Source organism: Bradyrhizobium sp. 604_D8_N2_3, from assembly GCF_051810765.1.
GTDB classification, from domain to species: domain Bacteria; phylum Pseudomonadota; class Alphaproteobacteria; order Rhizobiales; family Xanthobacteraceae; genus Bradyrhizobium; species Bradyrhizobium barranii.
Genome location: NZ_JBPWPM010000001.1, coordinates 7,766,098 through 7,783,620, shown reverse-complemented (window position 1 = coordinate 7,783,620; position 17,523 = coordinate 7,766,098). Strand labels below are relative to the sequence as shown.

16 protein-coding genes are annotated in these 17,523 nt (G+C 60.7%); 14 read left to right on the top strand and 2 right to left on the bottom strand.

All coding sequences use genetic code 11. From position 1 onward, the window contains the following. Positions 1-247 precede the first annotated feature (247 nt). The 14 genes from AB7245_RS37365 (at position 248) to AB7245_RS37300 (ending at position 11,631) form a co-directional block, all read left to right on the top strand. Positions 248-1,594, top strand: a complete 1,347-nt coding sequence (locus tag AB7245_RS37365) for an ABC transporter substrate-binding protein (RefSeq protein WP_063981213.1) — start codon at positions 248-250, stop codon at positions 1,592-1,594. Between the two features lie 103 nt (positions 1,595-1,697). Next, positions 1,698-2,657, top strand: coding sequence for a carbohydrate ABC transporter permease (locus AB7245_RS37360; protein WP_014492573.1), 960 nt, complete (start codon positions 1,698-1,700; stop codon positions 2,655-2,657). Beyond that, positions 2,654-3,607, top strand: coding sequence for a carbohydrate ABC transporter permease (locus AB7245_RS37355; RefSeq protein ID WP_028150087.1), 954 nt, complete (start codon positions 2,654-2,656; stop codon positions 3,605-3,607). The genes AB7245_RS37360 and AB7245_RS37355 overlap by 4 nt, the downstream gene beginning before the upstream one ends. Further along, positions 3,604-3,816, top strand: coding sequence for a hypothetical protein (locus AB7245_RS37350; RefSeq protein ID WP_085400589.1), 213 nt, complete (start codon positions 3,604-3,606; stop codon positions 3,814-3,816). The genes AB7245_RS37355 and AB7245_RS37350 overlap by 4 nt, the downstream gene beginning before the upstream one ends. Before the next feature lie 6 nt (positions 3,817-3,822). Continuing rightward, positions 3,823-4,920 carry an ABC transporter ATP-binding protein gene (locus tag AB7245_RS37345; protein ID WP_063981215.1) on the top strand — a complete coding sequence of 366 codons (1,098 nt, stop codon included), beginning with the start codon at positions 3,823-3,825 and terminating at the stop codon, positions 4,918-4,920. Next, positions 4,913-5,920, top strand: coding sequence for an ABC transporter ATP-binding protein (locus tag AB7245_RS37340; protein ID WP_354080112.1), 1,008 nt, complete (start codon positions 4,913-4,915; stop codon positions 5,918-5,920). Before AB7245_RS37345 ends, AB7245_RS37340 begins: the two co-directional genes overlap by 8 nt. Continuing rightward, complete coding sequence (gene dhaL / locus AB7245_RS37335) at positions 5,917-6,531, top strand: dihydroxyacetone kinase subunit DhaL (protein ID WP_063981217.1); 615 nt, start codon at positions 5,917-5,919, stop codon at positions 6,529-6,531. Before AB7245_RS37340 ends, dhaL begins: the two co-directional genes overlap by 4 nt. Next, positions 6,528-6,929, top strand: coding sequence for a dihydroxyacetone kinase phosphoryl donor subunit DhaM (dhaM, locus tag AB7245_RS37330; RefSeq protein ID WP_028150082.1), 402 nt, complete (start codon positions 6,528-6,530; stop codon positions 6,927-6,929). Before dhaL ends, dhaM begins: the two co-directional genes overlap by 4 nt. After that, entirely contained in the window at positions 6,922-7,236 is a 315-nt protein-coding gene (locus tag AB7245_RS37325) for an HPr family phosphocarrier protein (protein ID WP_028150081.1), read from the top strand. The genes dhaM and AB7245_RS37325 overlap by 8 nt, the downstream gene beginning before the upstream one ends. Before the next feature lie 5 nt (positions 7,237-7,241). Continuing rightward, positions 7,242-8,840, top strand: coding sequence for a phosphoenolpyruvate--protein phosphotransferase (gene ptsP / locus AB7245_RS37320; protein ID WP_063981219.1), 1,599 nt, complete (start codon positions 7,242-7,244; stop codon positions 8,838-8,840). Further along, positions 8,837-9,262 (top strand): hypothetical protein, encoded by a 426-nt coding sequence (locus tag AB7245_RS37315; protein WP_038932448.1) that lies wholly within the window; start codon positions 8,837-8,839, stop codon positions 9,260-9,262. The genes ptsP and AB7245_RS37315 overlap by 4 nt, the downstream gene beginning before the upstream one ends. Positions 9,263-9,301: 39 nt before the next feature. Further along, positions 9,302-10,291 carry a dihydroxyacetone kinase subunit DhaK gene (gene dhaK, locus AB7245_RS37310; RefSeq protein WP_085400593.1) on the top strand — a complete coding sequence of 330 codons (990 nt, stop codon included), beginning with the start codon at positions 9,302-9,304 and terminating at the stop codon, positions 10,289-10,291. Positions 10,292-10,552: 261 nt separating this feature from the next. Then, on the top strand, positions 10,553-11,083 hold the full coding sequence (locus AB7245_RS37305; RefSeq protein ID WP_028150077.1) for a DUF1269 domain-containing protein: 531 nt from the start codon (positions 10,553-10,555) through the stop codon (positions 11,081-11,083). A 359-nt stretch (positions 11,084-11,442) separates the two neighbouring features. Beyond that, positions 11,443-11,631: a hypothetical protein gene (locus tag AB7245_RS37300; RefSeq protein WP_223153873.1), complete on the top strand. Its 189-nt coding sequence runs from the start codon at positions 11,443-11,445 to the stop codon at positions 11,629-11,631. Between the two features lie 517 nt (positions 11,632-12,148). Here AB7245_RS37300 and AB7245_RS37295 read toward each other — a convergent pair. Beyond that, positions 12,149-12,340: a hypothetical protein gene (locus AB7245_RS37295; protein ID WP_028150075.1), complete on the bottom strand. Its 192-nt coding sequence runs from the start codon at positions 12,338-12,340 to the stop codon at positions 12,149-12,151. Between the two features lie 3,334 nt (positions 12,341-15,674). Further along, positions 15,675-17,306 carry a winged helix-turn-helix domain-containing tetratricopeptide repeat protein gene (locus AB7245_RS37290; RefSeq protein ID WP_161495776.1) on the bottom strand — a complete coding sequence of 544 codons (1,632 nt, stop codon included), beginning with the start codon at positions 17,304-17,306 and terminating at the stop codon, positions 15,675-15,677. Positions 17,307-17,523: the final 217 nt, after the last annotated feature.

Sequence of the window (17,523 nt, the reverse complement as noted above, 5' to 3'; positions counted from 1 at the left end):
CAAAGTCCCTGACGTCGCGAGGGGCACCAAGACCGAGGGACTTAAGAGCGTGCTTGCAATGTTTAGTATATAGTGTTTCACTAAACAAATCGAGCTTGGCTGAATCCCTAAGAATCCAGGCAGGCGCGAGGAAACGTCCGTTTAGTCGTTCAGCCCGTGAAGGACTGTATCGCTCTGCTCGAAGCATTCGAGCGGGTTGGAGAGTCGCGCCATGTCGATGGCCGGCCCCACTGGGAGGGAAAGCGTTATGAAACAGACAGTAAAGGCGCTTCTTACTACGTTCGGAGTTCTCGCATCCGCGCTCGGTGTCGGAGTGGGGACTACTCCTGCGCATGCGCAGGCCAAGACCATCACGCTGTGCTGGGCCGCGTGGGATCCTGCCAACGCCTTGGTCGAACTGTCGAAGGATTTCACCGCCAAGACCGGCGTCGGCATGAAGTTCGAGTTCGTGCCGTGGACCAACTATGCCGACCGCTTCCTGAACGAGCTCAATTCGCATGGCTCGCTGTGCGATCTCATCATCGGGGATTCGCAATGGATCGGGGGCGCCGCCGAGAACGGTCAGTACGTCAAGCTCAACGATTTCTTCACAAAGGAAGGAATCAGCATGGACGACTACATGCCGGCGACAGTGGTCGGCTATTCCGAGTGGCCGAAGAACAGCCCGAACTATTGGGCGCTGCCCGCCATGGGTGACGCGGTGGGCTGGACCTATCGCAAAGACTGGTTTGCGCGGCCTGAGATCCAGGCGGATTTCAAGGCCAAGTACGGCCGCGATCTCGCCGTGCCGAAGACGCTCGATGAACTGCGCGACATCGCAAAATTCTTCCAGGGCCGCGAGATCGACGGCAAGAAGGTCTATGGCGCTTCGATCTATACCGAGCGGGGCTCGGAAGGCATCACCATGGGCGTGTCGAACTACCTCTATGATTACGGCTTCCAGTATCAGGATCCGAAGAAGCCGTATTCAATGGACGGGTTCGTCAACTCGCCCGGCGCCGTGAAGGGGCTCGAGGCCTACAAGGAGCTCTACAAGTGCTGTACGCCCCCCGGCGCCTCCAACTCCTACATGTCCGAAGGGCTTGATGCGTTCAAGTCGGGGCAAGTCGCGCTGCAGATGAACTTCTTCGCCTTCTTCCCGGGCCTCTACAAGGATCCGAACGTCGGTGGGGACAAGATCGGCTTCTTCAGCAATCCCGCCGGCCCCGCGACCCGGGCGACGCAACTCGGCGGGCAGGGCATCTCGGTCGTTTCTTATTCCAAGAACCAGGCCGAGGCGCTGCAATATATCAAATGGTTCTCCGGTGGAGATGTGCAGAAGAAGTGGTGGGCGCTGGGCGGCTATTCCTGCGCCAAGTCAGTGTTGAACGATCCGGGCTTCCCGAACAGCGCGCCGTTTGCCGGCGAGTTTTTGAAGTCGATGGGAATGGTCGTCGACTTCTGGGCCGAGCCTTCCTATGCCCAACTCCTGCAAGCCGAACAGAAGCGCGTGCATGACTACGTGGTGGCGGACAAGGGCACCGCGCAGGAAGCGCTCGATGGCCTGGTCAAGGACTGGAAGGCGATCTTCAAGGAAGAAGGCAAGAAGTTCTAGGGCAAACGCCTGGAGCGCACGCCGAGCGCGCTCCAGGCTCTCTTCGGTAGAACCCGTAGGCGTCGCATAGTCGACAATCGCGACGCCAGGATTGACCAAGGCCATGAACGATTTGAGCACTTCGTCGCAGATCACCTACCGGGCCGTCCCGATCCGACCAGGCGTGATACGTCGTATCCGCGGCCTTTCGGACCAGGCGCTCGCATGGCTCTTCATCACACCGACGATCGTGCTGCTGCTGGCGATCAATATCTTCCCGCTGGTATGGACGATCTACCTGTCATTTACCAACTACCGCGCCAATCGGCCGAACGCGCCGACGCTATGGCTGGGGACCGATTGGTACCAGTCGATCCTGACCGATCCGGATATCTGGGCGGCAATGCAGGTCACGGCGCATTTCGTGGTTTGGACCGTGCTGATCGAGACTGTGCTCGGATTCGGCCTTGCGTTCCTGATCGACAAGAAATTCCGTGGCCATGGCCTGTGGACCACGATCATTCTGTTGCCGATGATGCTCTCACCAGCGGTTGTCGGCAATTTCTGGACCTTCCTCTATCAGCCGCAGATCGGGCTGTTCAACTACGTGGTCGCCTTCTTCACGGGGCGCGGCGCTTCGTCGTTCCAGATGCTGGGAGACGTGACCCTCAGCCCGTGGGCCATCGTCATCGTCGACGCCTGGATGTGGACGCCTTACGTGATGCTGATTTGCCTGGCGGGGCTGCGGTCGATCCCGGATTACATTTATGAGGCAGCGGAGGTCGACCGCGCGTCGAATTGGCGGCAGTTCTGGTCGATCACGCTGCCGATGGCTCTGCCGTTCATCATGCTCGCGGTGCTCTTTCGCGGGATCGAGAATTTCAAGATGTTCGACATGGTCAACCTCCTGACCGGAGGAGGGCCGGGCTCGACCACGGAAGTCGCTTCGATCACACTGAAGCGCGCAGCCTTTGAGAGTTGGCGAACCGGCTATTCCTCGGCCTTCGCGATCATTCTGTTCGTGACAGTGTTTGGCCTTGCCAACATCTACGTCAAGGCGCTGAACCGGGTGAAAAGCAGATGAGCGCCTCAAATGCAGCCCACTCAGTCGTCGAACCGTCGACCGGCACTCGCCGCTTTGCCGGCCTGCTCGTCATACTCTATGCCATCATAACGATGGTTCCGCTGATATGGATCGTGCTCACCTCGTTCAAGTCGCCTGACGATGCGATCTCCTATCCGCCGAAGGTCCTCTTCAAGCCCTCCCTTGAAGGCTATTGCAATGTCTTCACAACACGCTCGCGTCAAACTCAGGAGTTTATCCAGACGCTGGGGCCGCCGCAGGGGCTTTGTGACAACATCGCGCGCAGCCGCAACATGGTTGTCGCCGGGCCGTCGAACTACGTGCCGCGCTTCATCAACTCGCTGATCATCGCCTTTGGCTCGACGGTGCTTGCCGTCGCGCTCGGTACGCTCTCGGCTTATGGTTTTTCGCGCTTCCGCGTGCCTCTCAAGGACGACCTCCTGTTCTTCATTCTGTCGACCAGAATGATGCCGCCAATCGCGGTCGCGATCCCGATCTACCTGATGTACCGGACCGTCGGGCTATCGGATACCCGTCTCGGGATGATCCTGCTCTACACTTCGGTGAACGTCTCGCTCGCTGTCTGGCTACTCAAGGGCTTCATCGACGAAATCCCGCGTGAATACGAAGAAGCGGCAATGATCGATGGCTATACGCGCTTTCAGGCGTTCGTGAAGGTGGTTCTACCGCAGGCGACGACGGGGATCGCGGCGACGGCGATTTTCTGCCTTATTTTTGCGTGGAACGAATACGCCTTTGCTGTGCTTCTGACCTCTGGCAACGCTCAGACCGCGCCCCCATTCATTCCGATCATCATTGGCGAAGGCGGCCAGGATTGGCCGGCCGTAGCCGCCGGCACGACGATCTTTCTTGTGCCGATCGTCGTGTTCACGGTGCTGCTTCGCAAGCATCTTCTGCGCGGGATTACCTTTGGGGCCGTTCGCAAATGAACCTTGATGTGAACACGTCAACGCCGCACGCCAGCCTGACGAGCAGAATGTTGCGGCGCGGTCCGCTCGAGGCCATCGCGACGGCGATCATTGCCGCAGGCGTGGTCATGCTGATGCAGCCGTTTTTTCTAACGCTTTATTCCTGGTCTTTCGCGGTCACTCTCTTTGGGACGGTGATGTTCATGATCGTCTCGAAGGTCCGGGAGTAGCGCTCGATGGCACAGATCAGGGTCGAAGCGCTCAACAAATCCTTTGGAGAGTTTCACGCAGTCAAGGGCGCGAGCTTTACGGTGGATGACGGACAGTTCCTTTGTCTGCTTGGGCCGTCCGGCTGCGGCAAAACGACAACGCTACGGATGATTGCAGGACTGGAATTGCCGACATCCGGCACGATCAGGCTCGACGGTGAGGACGTGACGATGAACCGTGCCTCGGCGCGAGATATCGCCTTCGTCTTCCAGCTATTTGCGCTCTATCCGCACATGAATGTCCGGCGCAATATCGGCTTTCCGCTTAAATGCGAGGGCATCGGAGCCGCGGAGTGCGACCGGCGCGTGGTGGAGGCCGCTCGGATCCTGCGTATCTCCCACCTCCTTGATCGGTCGGTTTCGACCCTCACCGGCGGCGACCGTCAGCGCGTCGCGCTTGGGCGGGCGATCGTCCGCAAGCCGAAGTGCTTCCTGATGGACGAGCCGCTCGGAGCGCTCGATACCGAGATGCGCGAGGCGATGATCCAGGAATTGCGCGCGCTGCATGACCGGCTTGGCGCGACCACCGTTTACGTCACGCATGATCAACTGGAGGCCATGGCAATGGCGGACCTGATTGCGGTGATGAACAACGGCGTGGTCGAGCAGATTGCGAGTCCGCGCGACATTTATGACCGGCCTGTTTCGCTCTTCGTCGCGGACTTTATCGGTTCTCCAGCGATGAATTTCCTGCCGTTTCGCGGCAGCCTGCAAGCCGGGGCGCAGGCGATCCGGCTCGGGGATCGCGACGTTGCGATACCCACCGCACGCGAGGCTCTGGTGGAGAGCGACCTTGTCCTGGGCGTCAGACCCGAGCATGTGCGTTTTTCCGATAGCGGCATGGTGCGGGGCGAGATCTATGGGTCGGAATATCTCGGCACGACGCAGATCGTGACGGTGACGACGCCTTACGGCGCTCTCAAGGCCCGCTCGCCCGCCAGCATGCCCTTTCGGATTGGGATGAATGTCGGGCTCGATTTTCGGCCCGATACGTTGTCGCTCTTCGACCAGGGGTCGGGACGGGCAATACGCACCGCATTGCACGAGGGAGGCAAGCATGGCTGACGTCGAGATCGGGGCGGTCTCCAAGGCGTTTGGCAAGACGCAAGCCGTCGTCGATCTGTCCCTCACCATTGGAGATGGCGAATTCGTTGCGTTGCTGGGGCCGACCGGCGCCGGCAAGACAACGACGCTGCGTCTCGTTGCCGGATTAGAGGCGCCCGACAGCGGCTCGGTCCGCATCGACGGACGCGATGTGACCAGTGATGCGCCGGCGGATCGTGACGTCGCCTTCGTATTCCAGCAATATTCGTTGTACCCGCATCTGACCGTGTTCGAGAACATGGCCTTTGCGCTACGCGCGCCGACTCGGCGCCTGCCGGAGGCCGAAATTCGCGCAAAGGTTGAACAGGTTGCGCGTCTTCTCCATATCGAGGCCAAGCTCCACAGCAAGGCGACCCAGTTGTCGGGCGGGCAGATGCAGCGCGTTGCGATTGGCCGCGCTCTGGTGCGCTCGCCCTCGATCTACCTGATGGACGAGCCGCTTTCTTCGCTCGATGCCAAGCTGCGCGGTGAAATGCGCCTGGAGCTTAAGCGCATCCAGATCGATCTCGGCGCGACGATCCTCTACGTCACCCACGATCAAACCGAGGCTATGACCATGGCATCGCGCATCGGCGTGATGGAGGCCGGGCGGCTGATGCAGATCGGCACGCCGCGCGAAATTTACGAGAACCCGGTCAACGCCTATGTCGCTGCCCGGCTCGGCCAGCCGATGATCAACCTGCTGCCGGCAACTCTATTTGCCGGCGTTCCGCCCGGCGTTAAGACGATTGGCGCTCGTACCGAGCACCTGGCGATCGCACGCAGCGGCGGGGACGTGTCGGCCACCGTCACGCGGGTCGAACATCTCGGCGACCAGAGCCATGTCCATCTCGATCTCGGTGGCCAACCTGTCGTGACGTTGGCGGACCCTGAGGCGAGGTTAGACGTCGGCGACGTCGTGTCGCTACGCCTTAACAGGCCGCTGTTCTTCGATGCGGCCGGCGGGAGGGTCGCGGCATGAGTCTCGATCGGACCTCTAGGGAGAATCTGGTGCGGGCGCTTGCGGAATCGGTGATCCAGCACGCCGACGAACTGACCAGCCTCGACCAGGCGATCGGTGACGGCGATCATGGGCTGAACATGAAACGCGGCTTCGAGGCCGTGCTCGCGACGTTGCCCGGCCTTGCGGACAAGTCTCTGCCAGAAATGCTGAAGTCGATCGGAATGACGCTGGTCATGAAGGTTGGCGGAGCTTCTGGGCCGCTGGTTGGCACCTTCTTCATGGAGTTGGGCAAGGCGCTTCCAGAGCAGCCAACACGCGCGGAGTTTGTCGCGGCTACGGATATGGCAATCAATGCCGTAAAGGCGCGCGGACGCTCGGAGGCAGGACAGAAAACCTTGCTGGATGTCCTGGTGCCCGTGCAAGCGGTATTGGCTGCAGGCGGCGATGCGCGGGCGATTGCGTTAGAAGCGGTGCAGGCGGCCGATCGCACGACGCCGATGCTCGCTATTCGCGGCAGGGCTTCTTTTCTCGGCGAACGCTCCATTGGTCACATGGACCCCGGTTCGCGCTCAACGTCCCTGTTGATCGGGGCTGCAGTCAAAGTATTGGAATTCGAGGCAAGGTCATGAACAATCCAAATGGCGGCAATGTCGGAATCGTTATCGTTTCACATTCCCCCAAGATAGCGGAAGGCGCGGCAGATATGGTGCGCCAGATGGTGGGCAATGCGGTGCCGCTCGCCTGGACCGGCGGCGATGTCGATGGAGGGCTCGGCACGAATGTTGCTGGAATCCTGGAGGCGATCGAGGCGGCGTGGTCCGCAGCAGGTGTGGCTGTGCTCGTTGATCTCGGTGGAGCGGAGACAAATTCCGAGATGGCGGTGGAAATGTTGGCTGAAGATCGAAGGGCGCGCGTCGTCGTCTGCAATGCTCCGGTGGTCGAAGGAGCGGTGATTGCAGCGACGGAATCCTCGGGTGGCTCATCGCTCGCAGCCGTCAAGCGTAGCGCGGAGGAATTCTATGCATGATGCCCACGCCAGCCGGGCAGGTGAGACGTCGGTGCCGCTGACCGCCTCGGCGGTTCTCGTCAACAAGGTCGGACTTCATGCGCGGCCGTCGGTCAAGCTCACGCAGTGTGCGAAGAGGTTTGCCGCAAAGATCGAACTCGCCCTCTCTGGAGACGGGCCTTGGACGGATGCCAAGAGTCCGGTGAAGGTGATGCGTGTAAAAGCTCCGCAGGGGGCGACGCTGCATTTCCGGGTCGCCGGACCGGACGGAGAGGTGGCGCTTGCTGCCATGCTTGCGCTTGTGCATGACGGTTTTGGTGAGGCTTAACGGCAGTGGCAGAGATCCAACTTATCGGCCGTGCCGCATCGCCGGGCCTCGCGTTCGGGCCGGTCGCCGTGCTGACTGCGGCCGTGGCGGGGCGAATGGCGAGCGAGGATCCGGAGCAGGAGGCTGCAGCGCTGCGGGCGGCGATTGGGGGGGCGAGGGCGCAACTCGCCGAGCAGATCAAGACGATTCAGAGTGAGGCGGCAGACATTCTGGAGTTCCAGGCCGCCATGTTGGAAGACGATGCACTCACAGATACGGCATATGAACTTATCGCGATCGGGATCGCTGCCGACCATGCCTGGCGCCGGGCGCTCGACCTAGAGATCGCCGGCTATCGCGCGGCTGAAGATGAATATTTCCGTGCCCGGGCCGTTGATATCGTTGACATCCGCGATCGCGTGCTTGCGCATCTGGGCGGTGTGGATGTTGTCGCCGGAATCGCGGGCGGTTCGATTGTTGCGGCTGAAGATATCACGCCTTCGACCTTTCTTGCGACTGACTGGTCGCAAGGCGGCGCGATCGCGCTGGCCAGTGGCTCACCTTCCTCGCATGTCGCCATGTTGGCGCGTGCGCGCGGGGCGCCGATGGTCGTTGGATTAGGTCCGTTGTCGTGGCATGGACAGCCACCAGTCTTGGCGCTGGTAGACGGCGACGCCGGAAGGGTCATCTTCGATCCGGAGCCGGAGACCATCCGTCTCTTTGAGCTGCGTATGGCGGCTGCGAAGGCCGAACTGGCTGTCGCCGAGGAGACCAGCCTTGCGCCTGCCTTCGTCGCCAATGGTCGGCGGATAGCGGTTCTGCTCAATGTCGCCGGGCCTGAAGACCTTGCAAACCTTGATTCCGCAATTTGCGACGGCATCGGCCTTGTACGCACGGAATTCCTGTTCGAGGCGGCCCACGGCCTGCCGGACGAGGAAACGCAATACAGGGTCTATCGAGACATTCTCGTCTGGGCCCAAGATAAGCCGGTGACGATCCGGACCTTGGATGCAGGCGGAGACAAGCAGGTTCCCGGTTTGACGGTCGAAGGTGAGAGCAATCCGTTTCTCGGCCTCCGCGGTATCCGCCTCTCGCTCGCGCGGCCGGAGGTGTTTCGCATGCAGCTCCGCGCGCTCTGCCGTGCGGCTGTCCATGGCACGCTGAAAGTGATGTTGCCCATGGTTGCGGTCCCGTCGGAATTGGACCGCGCGAACGAAATACTTGACGCGGAGTTCACAGCCCTCCAAGCGAAAGGAGTTGCCTGTGCTCGCCCGCCGCTCGGCATTATGGTCGAGGTTCCAGCGGCGGCGCTCTGTGCAGCGGATTTTGGCGCTGCATTTTATTCCATCGGTTCGAACGATCTAACCCAGTACACCATGGCGGCGGCGCGCGACATCGGCGCAGTCGCTGACCTCAATGATACCAGCAATCCGGCTGTGCTGGCACTGATAGCCGCGACCGTCGAGGCTGGGCTAAAGCGTGGCGTCGAGGTTTCGCTCTGTGGCGACGCCGCGGCCAACACTCACCTGACGGCGGCGCTGCTCGCGACCGGATTGACAACTCTGTCTGTGTCGCCGATTGCCGTCGCACGGCTCAAGGCCGCAATCGCAAAGGTGAGTTCATGAAGGACGATGTCGGCAAGGACACGCCCGGTGACAAGAATGTCGCAGAATACAAAATAATCCTGCGAAAGGTACTCGACAATCGGCCCTCGGGGACGCGCCTGAAGCTTGCGGCGGCGCTGGGCAAGAATCGTTCGTTCGTGAGTCAAATCACGAATCCGGCTTATCTGGTGCCGATCCCGGCGAAGCATGTCGCGGTCATCTTCGACGTCTGCCATCCGTCCAGCGCCGAGCGTGCGGCATTTCTCGATGCGTATGGCCGCGCGCACCCCGGAAGACTGCGCGCACCCCACCGCGAAGCGCGCACGCGTGTCATTACCGTGACCGTTCCTGAACTTGGTGACGACAAGAAGAATCGTGCGCTCGAGCAGCTCATCGTGGATTTAGCCGCGCAGCTCGCGCGCTTTGCGGAAAGCGTCGGTTAGCCATTGAATCGAACTTTAGACCGGACTGGGAGAACGCTCATGAAAAAGCTGATCAACAGCGCCGATACTGTACTCGAAGAAAGTCTTGACGGCCTCGCCGCAGCGCACGCGGATATCCTGCTTCTCGGCGCCGAGCGCAAATTTGTGCGCCGTCGCACGTTGAAACCGGGCAAGGTCGCGCTGATTTCGGGAGGCGGCTCGGGACATGAGCCGCTGCATGCGGGCTTTGTCGGCCTGGGCATGCTCGACGCGGCTTGTCCTGGCCAGGTCTTCACCTCGCCGACGCCAGATCAGATGATCGAGGCTGCGGAGGCCGTCGACACCGGCGCAGGTGTGCTGTTCATCGTCAAAAACTACGAAGGCGATGTGATGAATTTCACCATGGCAGCCGAGATGGCCGGCCGAGAAGTCGCAAGCGTGGTGACGAACGACGACGTGGCGGTCGAAAAGTCGACCTACACGACCGGTCGTCGCGGTGTCGCTGGAACGTTGATCGTGGAGAAAATGGTCGGCGCCGCTGCCGAGACCGGAATGCCGCTTGCCGCGCTCAAGGCGCTCGGCGATGAAGTCAACCGGCGTACGCGCTCGATGGGTGTAGCTCTATTGCCATGCACTGTGCCGGCCGCCGGACGGCCAAATTTCACGTTGGCCGACGATGAAATGGAAATGGGCGTCGGCATTCATGGCGAGCCTGGCCGGCGCAGGGTACCGTTGGCTTCCGCCGATGCGATCGCCGCCGAGGTGCTCGACGCGATCCTGAAGGATCTTGCGCCGAGCAAGGGCAGTGAAGTGCTGCTTCTCATTAACGGATTTGGTGCGACGCCTCTGATCGAACTCTATCTGATGGTCAATGCCGCAAAGCGGACTCTGGATCGCGCGGGGATCACGGTGACGCGCTTCCTGACCGGTTCCTACGTCACATCCCTCGACATGGCCGGTGTCTCGATCACCGTATCTGTGCTCGATCGCAAAGCCACGGCATTATGGGATGCCCCGGTGCAGACCGCAGCTCTGCGTTGGGGCGTCTGATTTCCGCGCGCGGCTCATTTTTTGCTGCAATCGCAAATCTGCGTCGTGTGGGGAGAGGCGTTAGCGGTCTCCTGACTCGTACCCTGACGCCTCATCTTGTCGGTTCTCGCGAGCCGGTCCGCCCGTGCCGGGTGTGCCCGCCGCCTCCCGTTGTGCCCGGAGCGCCGTCATCCGCTATCCGTAGCGGCTTGCCTGTCCCGCGCGACCGGGCGCATCCTCTCTCGCATGGGCAGCAATCGTTCGAGTAGAGGAGCAGAACAGATGAGCGACCTTGTCGTAATTGCATTTCCAACCGAGGCGAAGGCGGAGGAAGTTCGTCAAAAATTGCTGGCCATGCAGAAGGAGTATTTGATCGAACTCGGCGATGCCGTGATCGCGGTGAAAGACAGCAACGGAAACATCAAACTAAATCAACTGATCAATACCACGGCTGCTGGTGCGGCTACTGGCGCCTTTTGGGGCACGCTGATTGGCCTGATCTTTTTGATGCCGCTTGCTGGTGCTGCCCTTGGCGTCGCGTCCGGCACACTCAGCGGATATTTAACGGATGTCGGCATCAACGATAAATGGATGAAAGAGACCGCTGCCGCCGTTCAACCCGGAACCGCAGCGCTCTTCGTACTGGTGCGCAAAGTCACGGCAGACAAGGTTCTTGAGAGGCTAAAAGGCGAAGGCGGCACGGTGCTAAAGACTTCTCTCGACCACACTAAGGAAGCCGCCTTGCAAGCGGCGCTGGCGGAGGTCAAAGCGGCGGTACCGGCGGCTTCGCCTCCTGATTTGCCGGGCGCTTGAAACGATGGCGACCGCCTGCCGACGACCGCTCTCGGCATTACCGCAGCCCTCTCTGGCCCAGTGACGCCGCGCCGGGTGCGGTCATTGGTGCAGTTCCGGGTCCTTTGTGAGGGCCAGAGGCAAGTGCCGGGACCGCGCGACCGCGCCGTATGAATATATTTGCAATTCATCATACCGCGTTAAATTTAGTGCGATCCGTTCACGTGCCTGAGCCCGAGGCACAGCGTTGACCTAGATCAAACCATTGATGGCGGTGACGTTCTTCTGAACGGAGAGGGCCGCCGGGTGAGTGTTCGGCTGGGCTTGTTCTTTAATTCCCAGGATTTTGATCTATTTCGCCAAATGCGTGAGGGATGCAGATGTCGGACAATCCCATCGACGTGATCGAAGCCGCCATTCGCTCCGCCTTCACCAGTTACCCAAAGGAAGACGACCCGGATTGGAGAAGTCCGCACTGGATCAAGTCTGAAGAGTGCACGCACTTGGCACAGGGCATACTGCTGGAATTGCACGCAAACGGATTTGAAATCGTGAAGAGGCAGACCTGATAGATCGGCGGCGGGCCCGCGCAATTGGTCATTTGAAGTGACCAGATCTCGCGACGTGACACAGGCTCGACCCAGGCGGCCAAGGCGCGCCGCTCGACCGGCACCTTGCGGGCGTTACCATTCTTGCCCGTGCGCTTCCCAACTGCGACAGATGTCGCAGTTGATTTCTTTCGCTCGAACCTTCGTTGCGGCATCGCCTCTGCGCCAGTGCCGCCGGCCGCACCGCCTCGACCGCCTCGATCACGCCAGCGGCGCGTGGGAAAGGGAGGGAGAGCTTAAATGGAGCGGGGCTGATGGCAAGAGCGGTCAGACGCGAACCAACGATGCCCCTATTTGCTTTCCGGGGTCCCTCGGAGACCAGGGCCAAACCGGGGGTGATCGATTGTCGCACTTGCGCCACATCGCGCGCCGCCTTTGTGTACGGGACCGCATAAAAATTAAACCAGGAATGCGCGATGGCAAAAATCCTCGTTGGCGTTGTTGCGATGCGCCGAACAACGTACGCTCGGCGAGCGGCTCAGGCTGTATGTCGAAGAGAACTTCCATAATGCTTGAAGAAGTTATCAAGCTTCACTGGTTCGCCGGTATCTCGCCAGAACAGTCTTTTACCGAGGCTGGCCGCCACTGCGAGGCGGTGGTGGCCGCCGATTAAAGTATGGTCATCGGATGCTGTTGCGATGATCTCGCCGTCTTCGTCCACGATTTTCATGTGCTGCCTCCAATCCAGCGTGCGGCCAGGCCGCCGCGATGGTGCGCAATCTATCTAACCTTTTGCGGGCTCTGGGCGTTCCAACCCATGAAGATCACGGCTTCCGTATTCGACATGCGCCACATCGCCGCCCTTTGTGTACCAACTGGCAAGGTACCAACTGGCAAGGCCCGATTGCGGAGGGCGCGCGCCAGCACTCGACGGTCCCGGACCTGGAAGCCGCCCGGCGATGACAAATGGGCAAATTGTTTGTTGTGGATCAATTCCAAGGTGCCCAGACAGTCGTACGCTGCGCCGAAAACGAGGGAGGTTCCACATGGCATCAATCTTCTCGACGCCCCATCCAGAAAAATGCCCTCAATGTGGTTCTGGGTTGGTCCATCTAGAGTGGCGTGAGCGCGTCAATGCCCAAGAAATCCATGACCTTTGGCGCTGCTTTAACTGCAAAAGCGAGTTTGTCACCGCCGCCACTCCTGATGAGAGAGAACCCTCGGTCGTCGAGATAACCAAGCCCTTCTTTACGAGCCTAATAGTCTAATCGACTGGCGTGGCTCGCGCTTTACTTGACGCCTTGACCGCCGACGCGCGCCGTTCGGCGGAGATCGTGCGGCGTGAAGCGCTTGAGGCCCAATAAATCACAGAGCCGGGGCGTCTTGCTCTTGTCCTCGTTCCGGCGCCAAACGCCACTCTTTGCGACGATTGGGCAAATAGGTCCTTGCCGTTACCTACTGTGAGCTTCGTCAGGCAGGATGCGAACGAGCAAGCGCATCCGGTCCTCCACTGGCCCAGGAAACAGGCTAAGGTCGCAGCCCCCATCAAGGGTCAAAAGGACAAGCTCGATGACCACAATCAAGTTCTTGGCGACTGGATTGATCGCGATCACCGTCCTTACAACGACCGCCGTGGCTCGCGAGAAATTCGCAGCCGGGCCAACGCGCATCACGGTGTACGGCAAGCCCTGTCATATATTCAATACCGGCCCCGGCGGCTGCTGGATTGTCTGGGAGGGCATTCCAATATGGTTCGGTCCGTCGGTCCGGGGCGTGCCCGGTCGCATTTGCGACAATGGCGACAATCCGAGGATATGTTGAGATGCGGACGATAGGAGGTGCGCAGCGGTATCCGAGGCAATCGCTGCGCGGTTCGGCCCTCGGCGGCGTCGGTCAGCGCGGTGGCGGCGAGAAGTACGCGCGGGTGCTTGTGCTCGCGTTTTGGCACCGTCTCGCTGAAGTGCCGGATCGCATCGGGCAACGTGATGAGCTCGGTGCCGCTGGGCAGCACGATCCGAGTGTCAAAGCGGCGTAAGCAACCATCGGATTCAGCCATGCTGACGCCAGTCCGACGGTATCCGTTCGCCGCAATCAAAGCGCGCGTATTTCTCGCGAGTCCACGCCTCATGAACGCGCGAGGCCCGGAAATTGGCCTCTGTGCTTTTGGGCAGATATTCGCTCCATGCCACCTCGAACGCCGCACGGGAGCCGCCTCGAACGACGGCGCCGAGCCTTTGCAGTGCTCGCCGGGCTTCGAGCCGGGATAGAAGCCGCACTGCCATTGCCAAACCTCGGACGAGTCTGGGGTTTCCGACGGCTTTGCTATGCTGCCGACGTGATGTCGTCAGAGTGGATGTGCCAGCAATCGCTGCGGTGCGGATCGCGCCGGCGGGTGAGGACGGGCATAGGCGCATTTAAGCGGGGCCGGCAAGGTGCGGCGACCCGGATTGGCCGCGCCCGCTACTGGTCGAACGGCCCCTTCCAATCTGTAAAGTCGTATACGGCCCACCATCGATGCAGTGTCTGCCCGCACGCTTTGCAATCGAAGCGCCCGCTTGCCACGACCGGCCGCCTTATTTGGATAGCGCTGTGAAGCGCCCCGCAAAACAAGCAACTAAAAAAGACACGCATTGGTCATCGATCCCCGGTCGAAGTGCACCCCGTGCGTTGGGCCAACTGGGTCGCCATAGTAAAAAGGGCAGTTTGTATCTTGGCAGTTCAGGCCAAATATTTGTGAGTTCGCGCCAACGAGGGTCCTTGGTCGCGATGCGGCGCGGTGGGCCCAGGGTGCAGTGAGTGCACATAATTCACAAAGGACAAAAGGCCCGGCTGGGCCGGGCCCCATTGCACGCCACTCGCGTCGGTGACTTGTGAATTCAGAGGCCAAAGGACCAACCGATTGCGAGACGCTGGCTCACTGGCGAATCAGTACCGTAATTTGTCGACACAATTGAGGCCAACGACGGTCGTCCCCGAGCATCTCAAGCTCGGCACTCTGCGGCAGTCGCGGCCATGGCAGCGATCCTCACGGCCTATCCCTTCGGCGGCTGCAATTCCCCAGCAAACCACCTGGCGACCTCGGGCGACGTGATCGGATCGGCTTCCTCGCAATGCAAGCATGTCGGCCGGAGTGGGCCCTTGCCATCCGGTCGCGCTATCAGGACTAGCGGCTTGCCGCAACGCGCACAATTTAAGGTTTTAGATATCCCGTCCATCGCCTCATTATGGCGCGTGGAACCGGAGAGTCCAGATATTGATGGCGAGCTCCGCGACTGACACGCACACAAATTCGCGAACGCCTCATCAGGCTACCGCATCGTCCAGCCACAGTTCGAGCAGCGCGCGATCTGCGTCGCATCCCCTCGGCCGCCAAGAGCACCTGGGCGCGCGCAGGCGCGGCATGCACCGGCGGCAGGTCGGTGCCGGCGAGCGGCGGCACGGTTTTCGGCAACGAATACTTTCCTGACCTCTCGGCGAGCAGGAAGTCGATCCGTGTCCGAACCGCAAACGAGGAAATTGAACTTTGTCTGATACTACAATTTAGCGAGTTTACCTTTAGCTAGAGTGTACGCGAATGGCGGAGCCTAAGCCGACCTCGCCGAAAGAAAGCTGCCACAAAATGAAGACTGCTTCGGACTCATACTCCTGCAGGAGGTGATTTTGGCAACTACACTTGGGGATGTCCTCTACAGGTTTTTCTGGGCGGTAGAGCAAGCATGGATGACGCTTATTGCGGCTGGCTTCGCCTGGGATCGAATCAACATCTATCTAGCAATGGTTGGCCTGGGCCTAGCGGCGGCGTCTTGGCTGATCGGGTACGCGCTTCGATACGTTCTCACGGGCGGAGATGATGTCATGTCGAAATTGAAGAGAGACAGTTGAATAAAGGCCACTTCAGTTGGTAGCTTCTGGACGTCGCCTGTTGGCGGCCCTTAGAACGAGCTGACACCGGCCTCAAACGGCAAAGCGACGCGGATCACTCCATCCGGAACAGCCTCGAAGCCTCTTCTGCGCCGAAAAAGGCCAACTTGGAATGATCACATCAGGTTCACGCGCCTGAAGCTTTACTGGGCCATTGCCGAGGTGTTGCTCTTGCGAAGTCTGTCGAGGTCCTCATCAACCGCCAGAGCCATCGGCGTATTCCGCGGCGTCATCCGGTACGTCTGCAAAGAGGGTGCGGCCGCGACCAAAGCGGGCCACGCCGCCTCGGCGTCGGCGGCATGGCCGGTACGAATAAGCGACGATAGCCAGACCGCCTTGCAGACACCTATCGCAGGTGTTCGATCCATACATTCGCGGGCGAAACGCAGCGCATCCTCGTAATCCTGCACGGAATAGCGCAGCCTTGCCCCGTAGAGCGCGTAGTGTGCTGGGCGTACCGGGTTCCAGGAGATCGCCTTCTCGAAGGCTTCAATCGCTGCCTGGGTTCGACCGGCATAATGCAATGCACCGGCAAGGACGACCCAGTTGTCCGGATCGCCAGGGCCGAGCTCGATCGCCCGCTCGGCCGCGCTCACCGCTGACTCAGGGTCCTGACCTGCGTCGGTTACTAAGGAAAGCACTCGCCACGAACTGGCACGCAGCGGGTCCAGCGCAATCGCGCGCCTGACGTCGGCGATCGCCTGCGGCAAGTCCTGATGACTGAGCCCAGGATCGTGATGGCCAAAAATCAGCATCTTCTTCACCAGTCCGAGTCCCGTCCACGCGGGCGCGTAGTTCGGATCAAGGCGGACCGCCAGTTCGAGTTCCTGCCGCGCTTGGCGGAGGCTCTCGGAACTTGGTGCCATGGTCAGCGCAAGCGTGCGCAGCACGCGCGCATGCACATCAAGCGAGGCCGGCGCGCGGCTCCGTAACGCCGCCCGGTCCGACTCGCGCACGGTTGCACCAAGCGAGGCGCTGATCCGAGAGATCAACGTTTCAGTAACGTCGGGCAGGTCCTGCGCAGTGGGCTCGAACCGGCCGCTCCAGACGATGCGGTTGTTGCCGGAATCGATCAATTGCACGTGGAGCTGCAGCCGGTCGCCGCGTCTCTCTGCGCTGCCATCCACAAGGTAGCGAGCGCGGGTCATCGCGGCGATCTGGGCCGGCGACAGGTTCTTGCCGCTAAGCTCGGCTGTGGCGAGGGTTGAGACGATGTGCAGGTCGGGGTTGCGCGCAAGTTCGGAGGCAATCATGTAGGCTAATCCGTTGCCGTCCGGACTGCCTTCCTGAGAGGTGTTGAGTACGCGCAGGGGTAGAACCGCAACGTCGGCCACCATCCTGTTGTGTACCTTGGGGGGCCCGGAGCCGGCGCCGAGCAGTAGAAGTTGCCAGACCAGCACGATCGCGACTGCCACCATCGCAAGAGCGGCGGCCAGGCGATAGAATCTTCGCACATCGCGCGGCGCCGTGTCGGCTGCGTCAACGATCAGAAGGTAACCACGTCGTGGCATCGTCCGCACGACTTGCTGCCGGCTGTCACCGAGCGCGCGCCGGATCTCGACCACGCATTGCACGAGCGAGTCGTCGGTGACCGAAACGCCCGGCCACACTCGCGCACCGAGATCGAGTTTTGTAACCAGCTCTCCGGGACGGCGCCCCAATTCAAGCAACACTGCCAGAGCCTGAGGCCGCAGCTCAACGGCCTGGCCGTGCCGGTCAAATAACTGCGCCTGATCCAAATTGAGCGTGTATCCGTTCAGCCGCAGGCAGGTCATGCGCACACCTCCCGCCATTGATCTTAGCGGACCGGAAAGTGCGTCTCAAGGCAGCGGCAGAGCCCGATTTCGTCCTTTATCGTGCCTTTTCGTACGGTTTTCCCGCAGACCTGCACTACGTTGACAACCGGAGAGCCGCTGCCCTGAGCCCGCGGTAACCGAATAACGCGATGCCGAGAAAGCTGCACCGCGCTCACAGGGCGCGAAGTGTGTGTCC

What these genes read in the sequence shown, in the direction of transcription:
- AB7245_RS37365 (WP_063981213.1), top strand. Translation starts at nt 248, where the DNA reads ATGAAACAGACAGTAAAGGCGCTTCTTACTACGTTCGGAGTTCTCGCA.
- AB7245_RS37360 (WP_014492573.1), top strand. Translation starts at nt 1,698, where the DNA reads ATGAACGATTTGAGCACTTCGTCGCAGATCACCTACCGGGCCGTCCCG.
- AB7245_RS37355 (WP_028150087.1), top strand. Translation starts at nt 2,654, where the DNA reads ATGAGCGCCTCAAATGCAGCCCACTCAGTCGTCGAACCGTCGACCGGC.
- AB7245_RS37350 (WP_085400589.1), top strand. Translation starts at nt 3,604, where the DNA reads ATGAACCTTGATGTGAACACGTCAACGCCGCACGCCAGCCTGACGAGC.
- AB7245_RS37345 (WP_063981215.1), top strand. Translation starts at nt 3,823, where the DNA reads ATGGCACAGATCAGGGTCGAAGCGCTCAACAAATCCTTTGGAGAGTTT.
- AB7245_RS37340 (WP_354080112.1), top strand. Translation starts at nt 4,913, where the DNA reads ATGGCTGACGTCGAGATCGGGGCGGTCTCCAAGGCGTTTGGCAAGACG.
- dhaL (WP_063981217.1), top strand. Translation starts at nt 5,917, where the DNA reads ATGAGTCTCGATCGGACCTCTAGGGAGAATCTGGTGCGGGCGCTTGCG.
- dhaM (WP_028150082.1), top strand. Translation starts at nt 6,528, where the DNA reads ATGAACAATCCAAATGGCGGCAATGTCGGAATCGTTATCGTTTCACAT.
- AB7245_RS37325 (WP_028150081.1), top strand. Translation starts at nt 6,922, where the DNA reads ATGCATGATGCCCACGCCAGCCGGGCAGGTGAGACGTCGGTGCCGCTG.
- AB7245_RS37315 (WP_038932448.1), top strand. Translation starts at nt 8,837, where the DNA reads ATGAAGGACGATGTCGGCAAGGACACGCCCGGTGACAAGAATGTCGCA.
- dhaK (WP_085400593.1), top strand. Translation starts at nt 9,302, where the DNA reads ATGAAAAAGCTGATCAACAGCGCCGATACTGTACTCGAAGAAAGTCTT.
- AB7245_RS37305 (WP_028150077.1), top strand. Translation starts at nt 10,553, where the DNA reads ATGAGCGACCTTGTCGTAATTGCATTTCCAACCGAGGCGAAGGCGGAG.
- AB7245_RS37300 (WP_223153873.1), top strand. Translation starts at nt 11,443, where the DNA reads ATGTCGGACAATCCCATCGACGTGATCGAAGCCGCCATTCGCTCCGCC.
- AB7245_RS37295 (WP_028150075.1), bottom strand. Translation starts at nt 12,340, where the DNA reads ATGAAAATCGTGGACGAAGACGGCGAGATCATCGCAACAGCATCCGAT.
- AB7245_RS37290 (WP_161495776.1), bottom strand. Translation starts at nt 17,306, where the DNA reads ATGACCTGCCTGCGGCTGAACGGATACACGCTCAATTTGGATCAGGCG.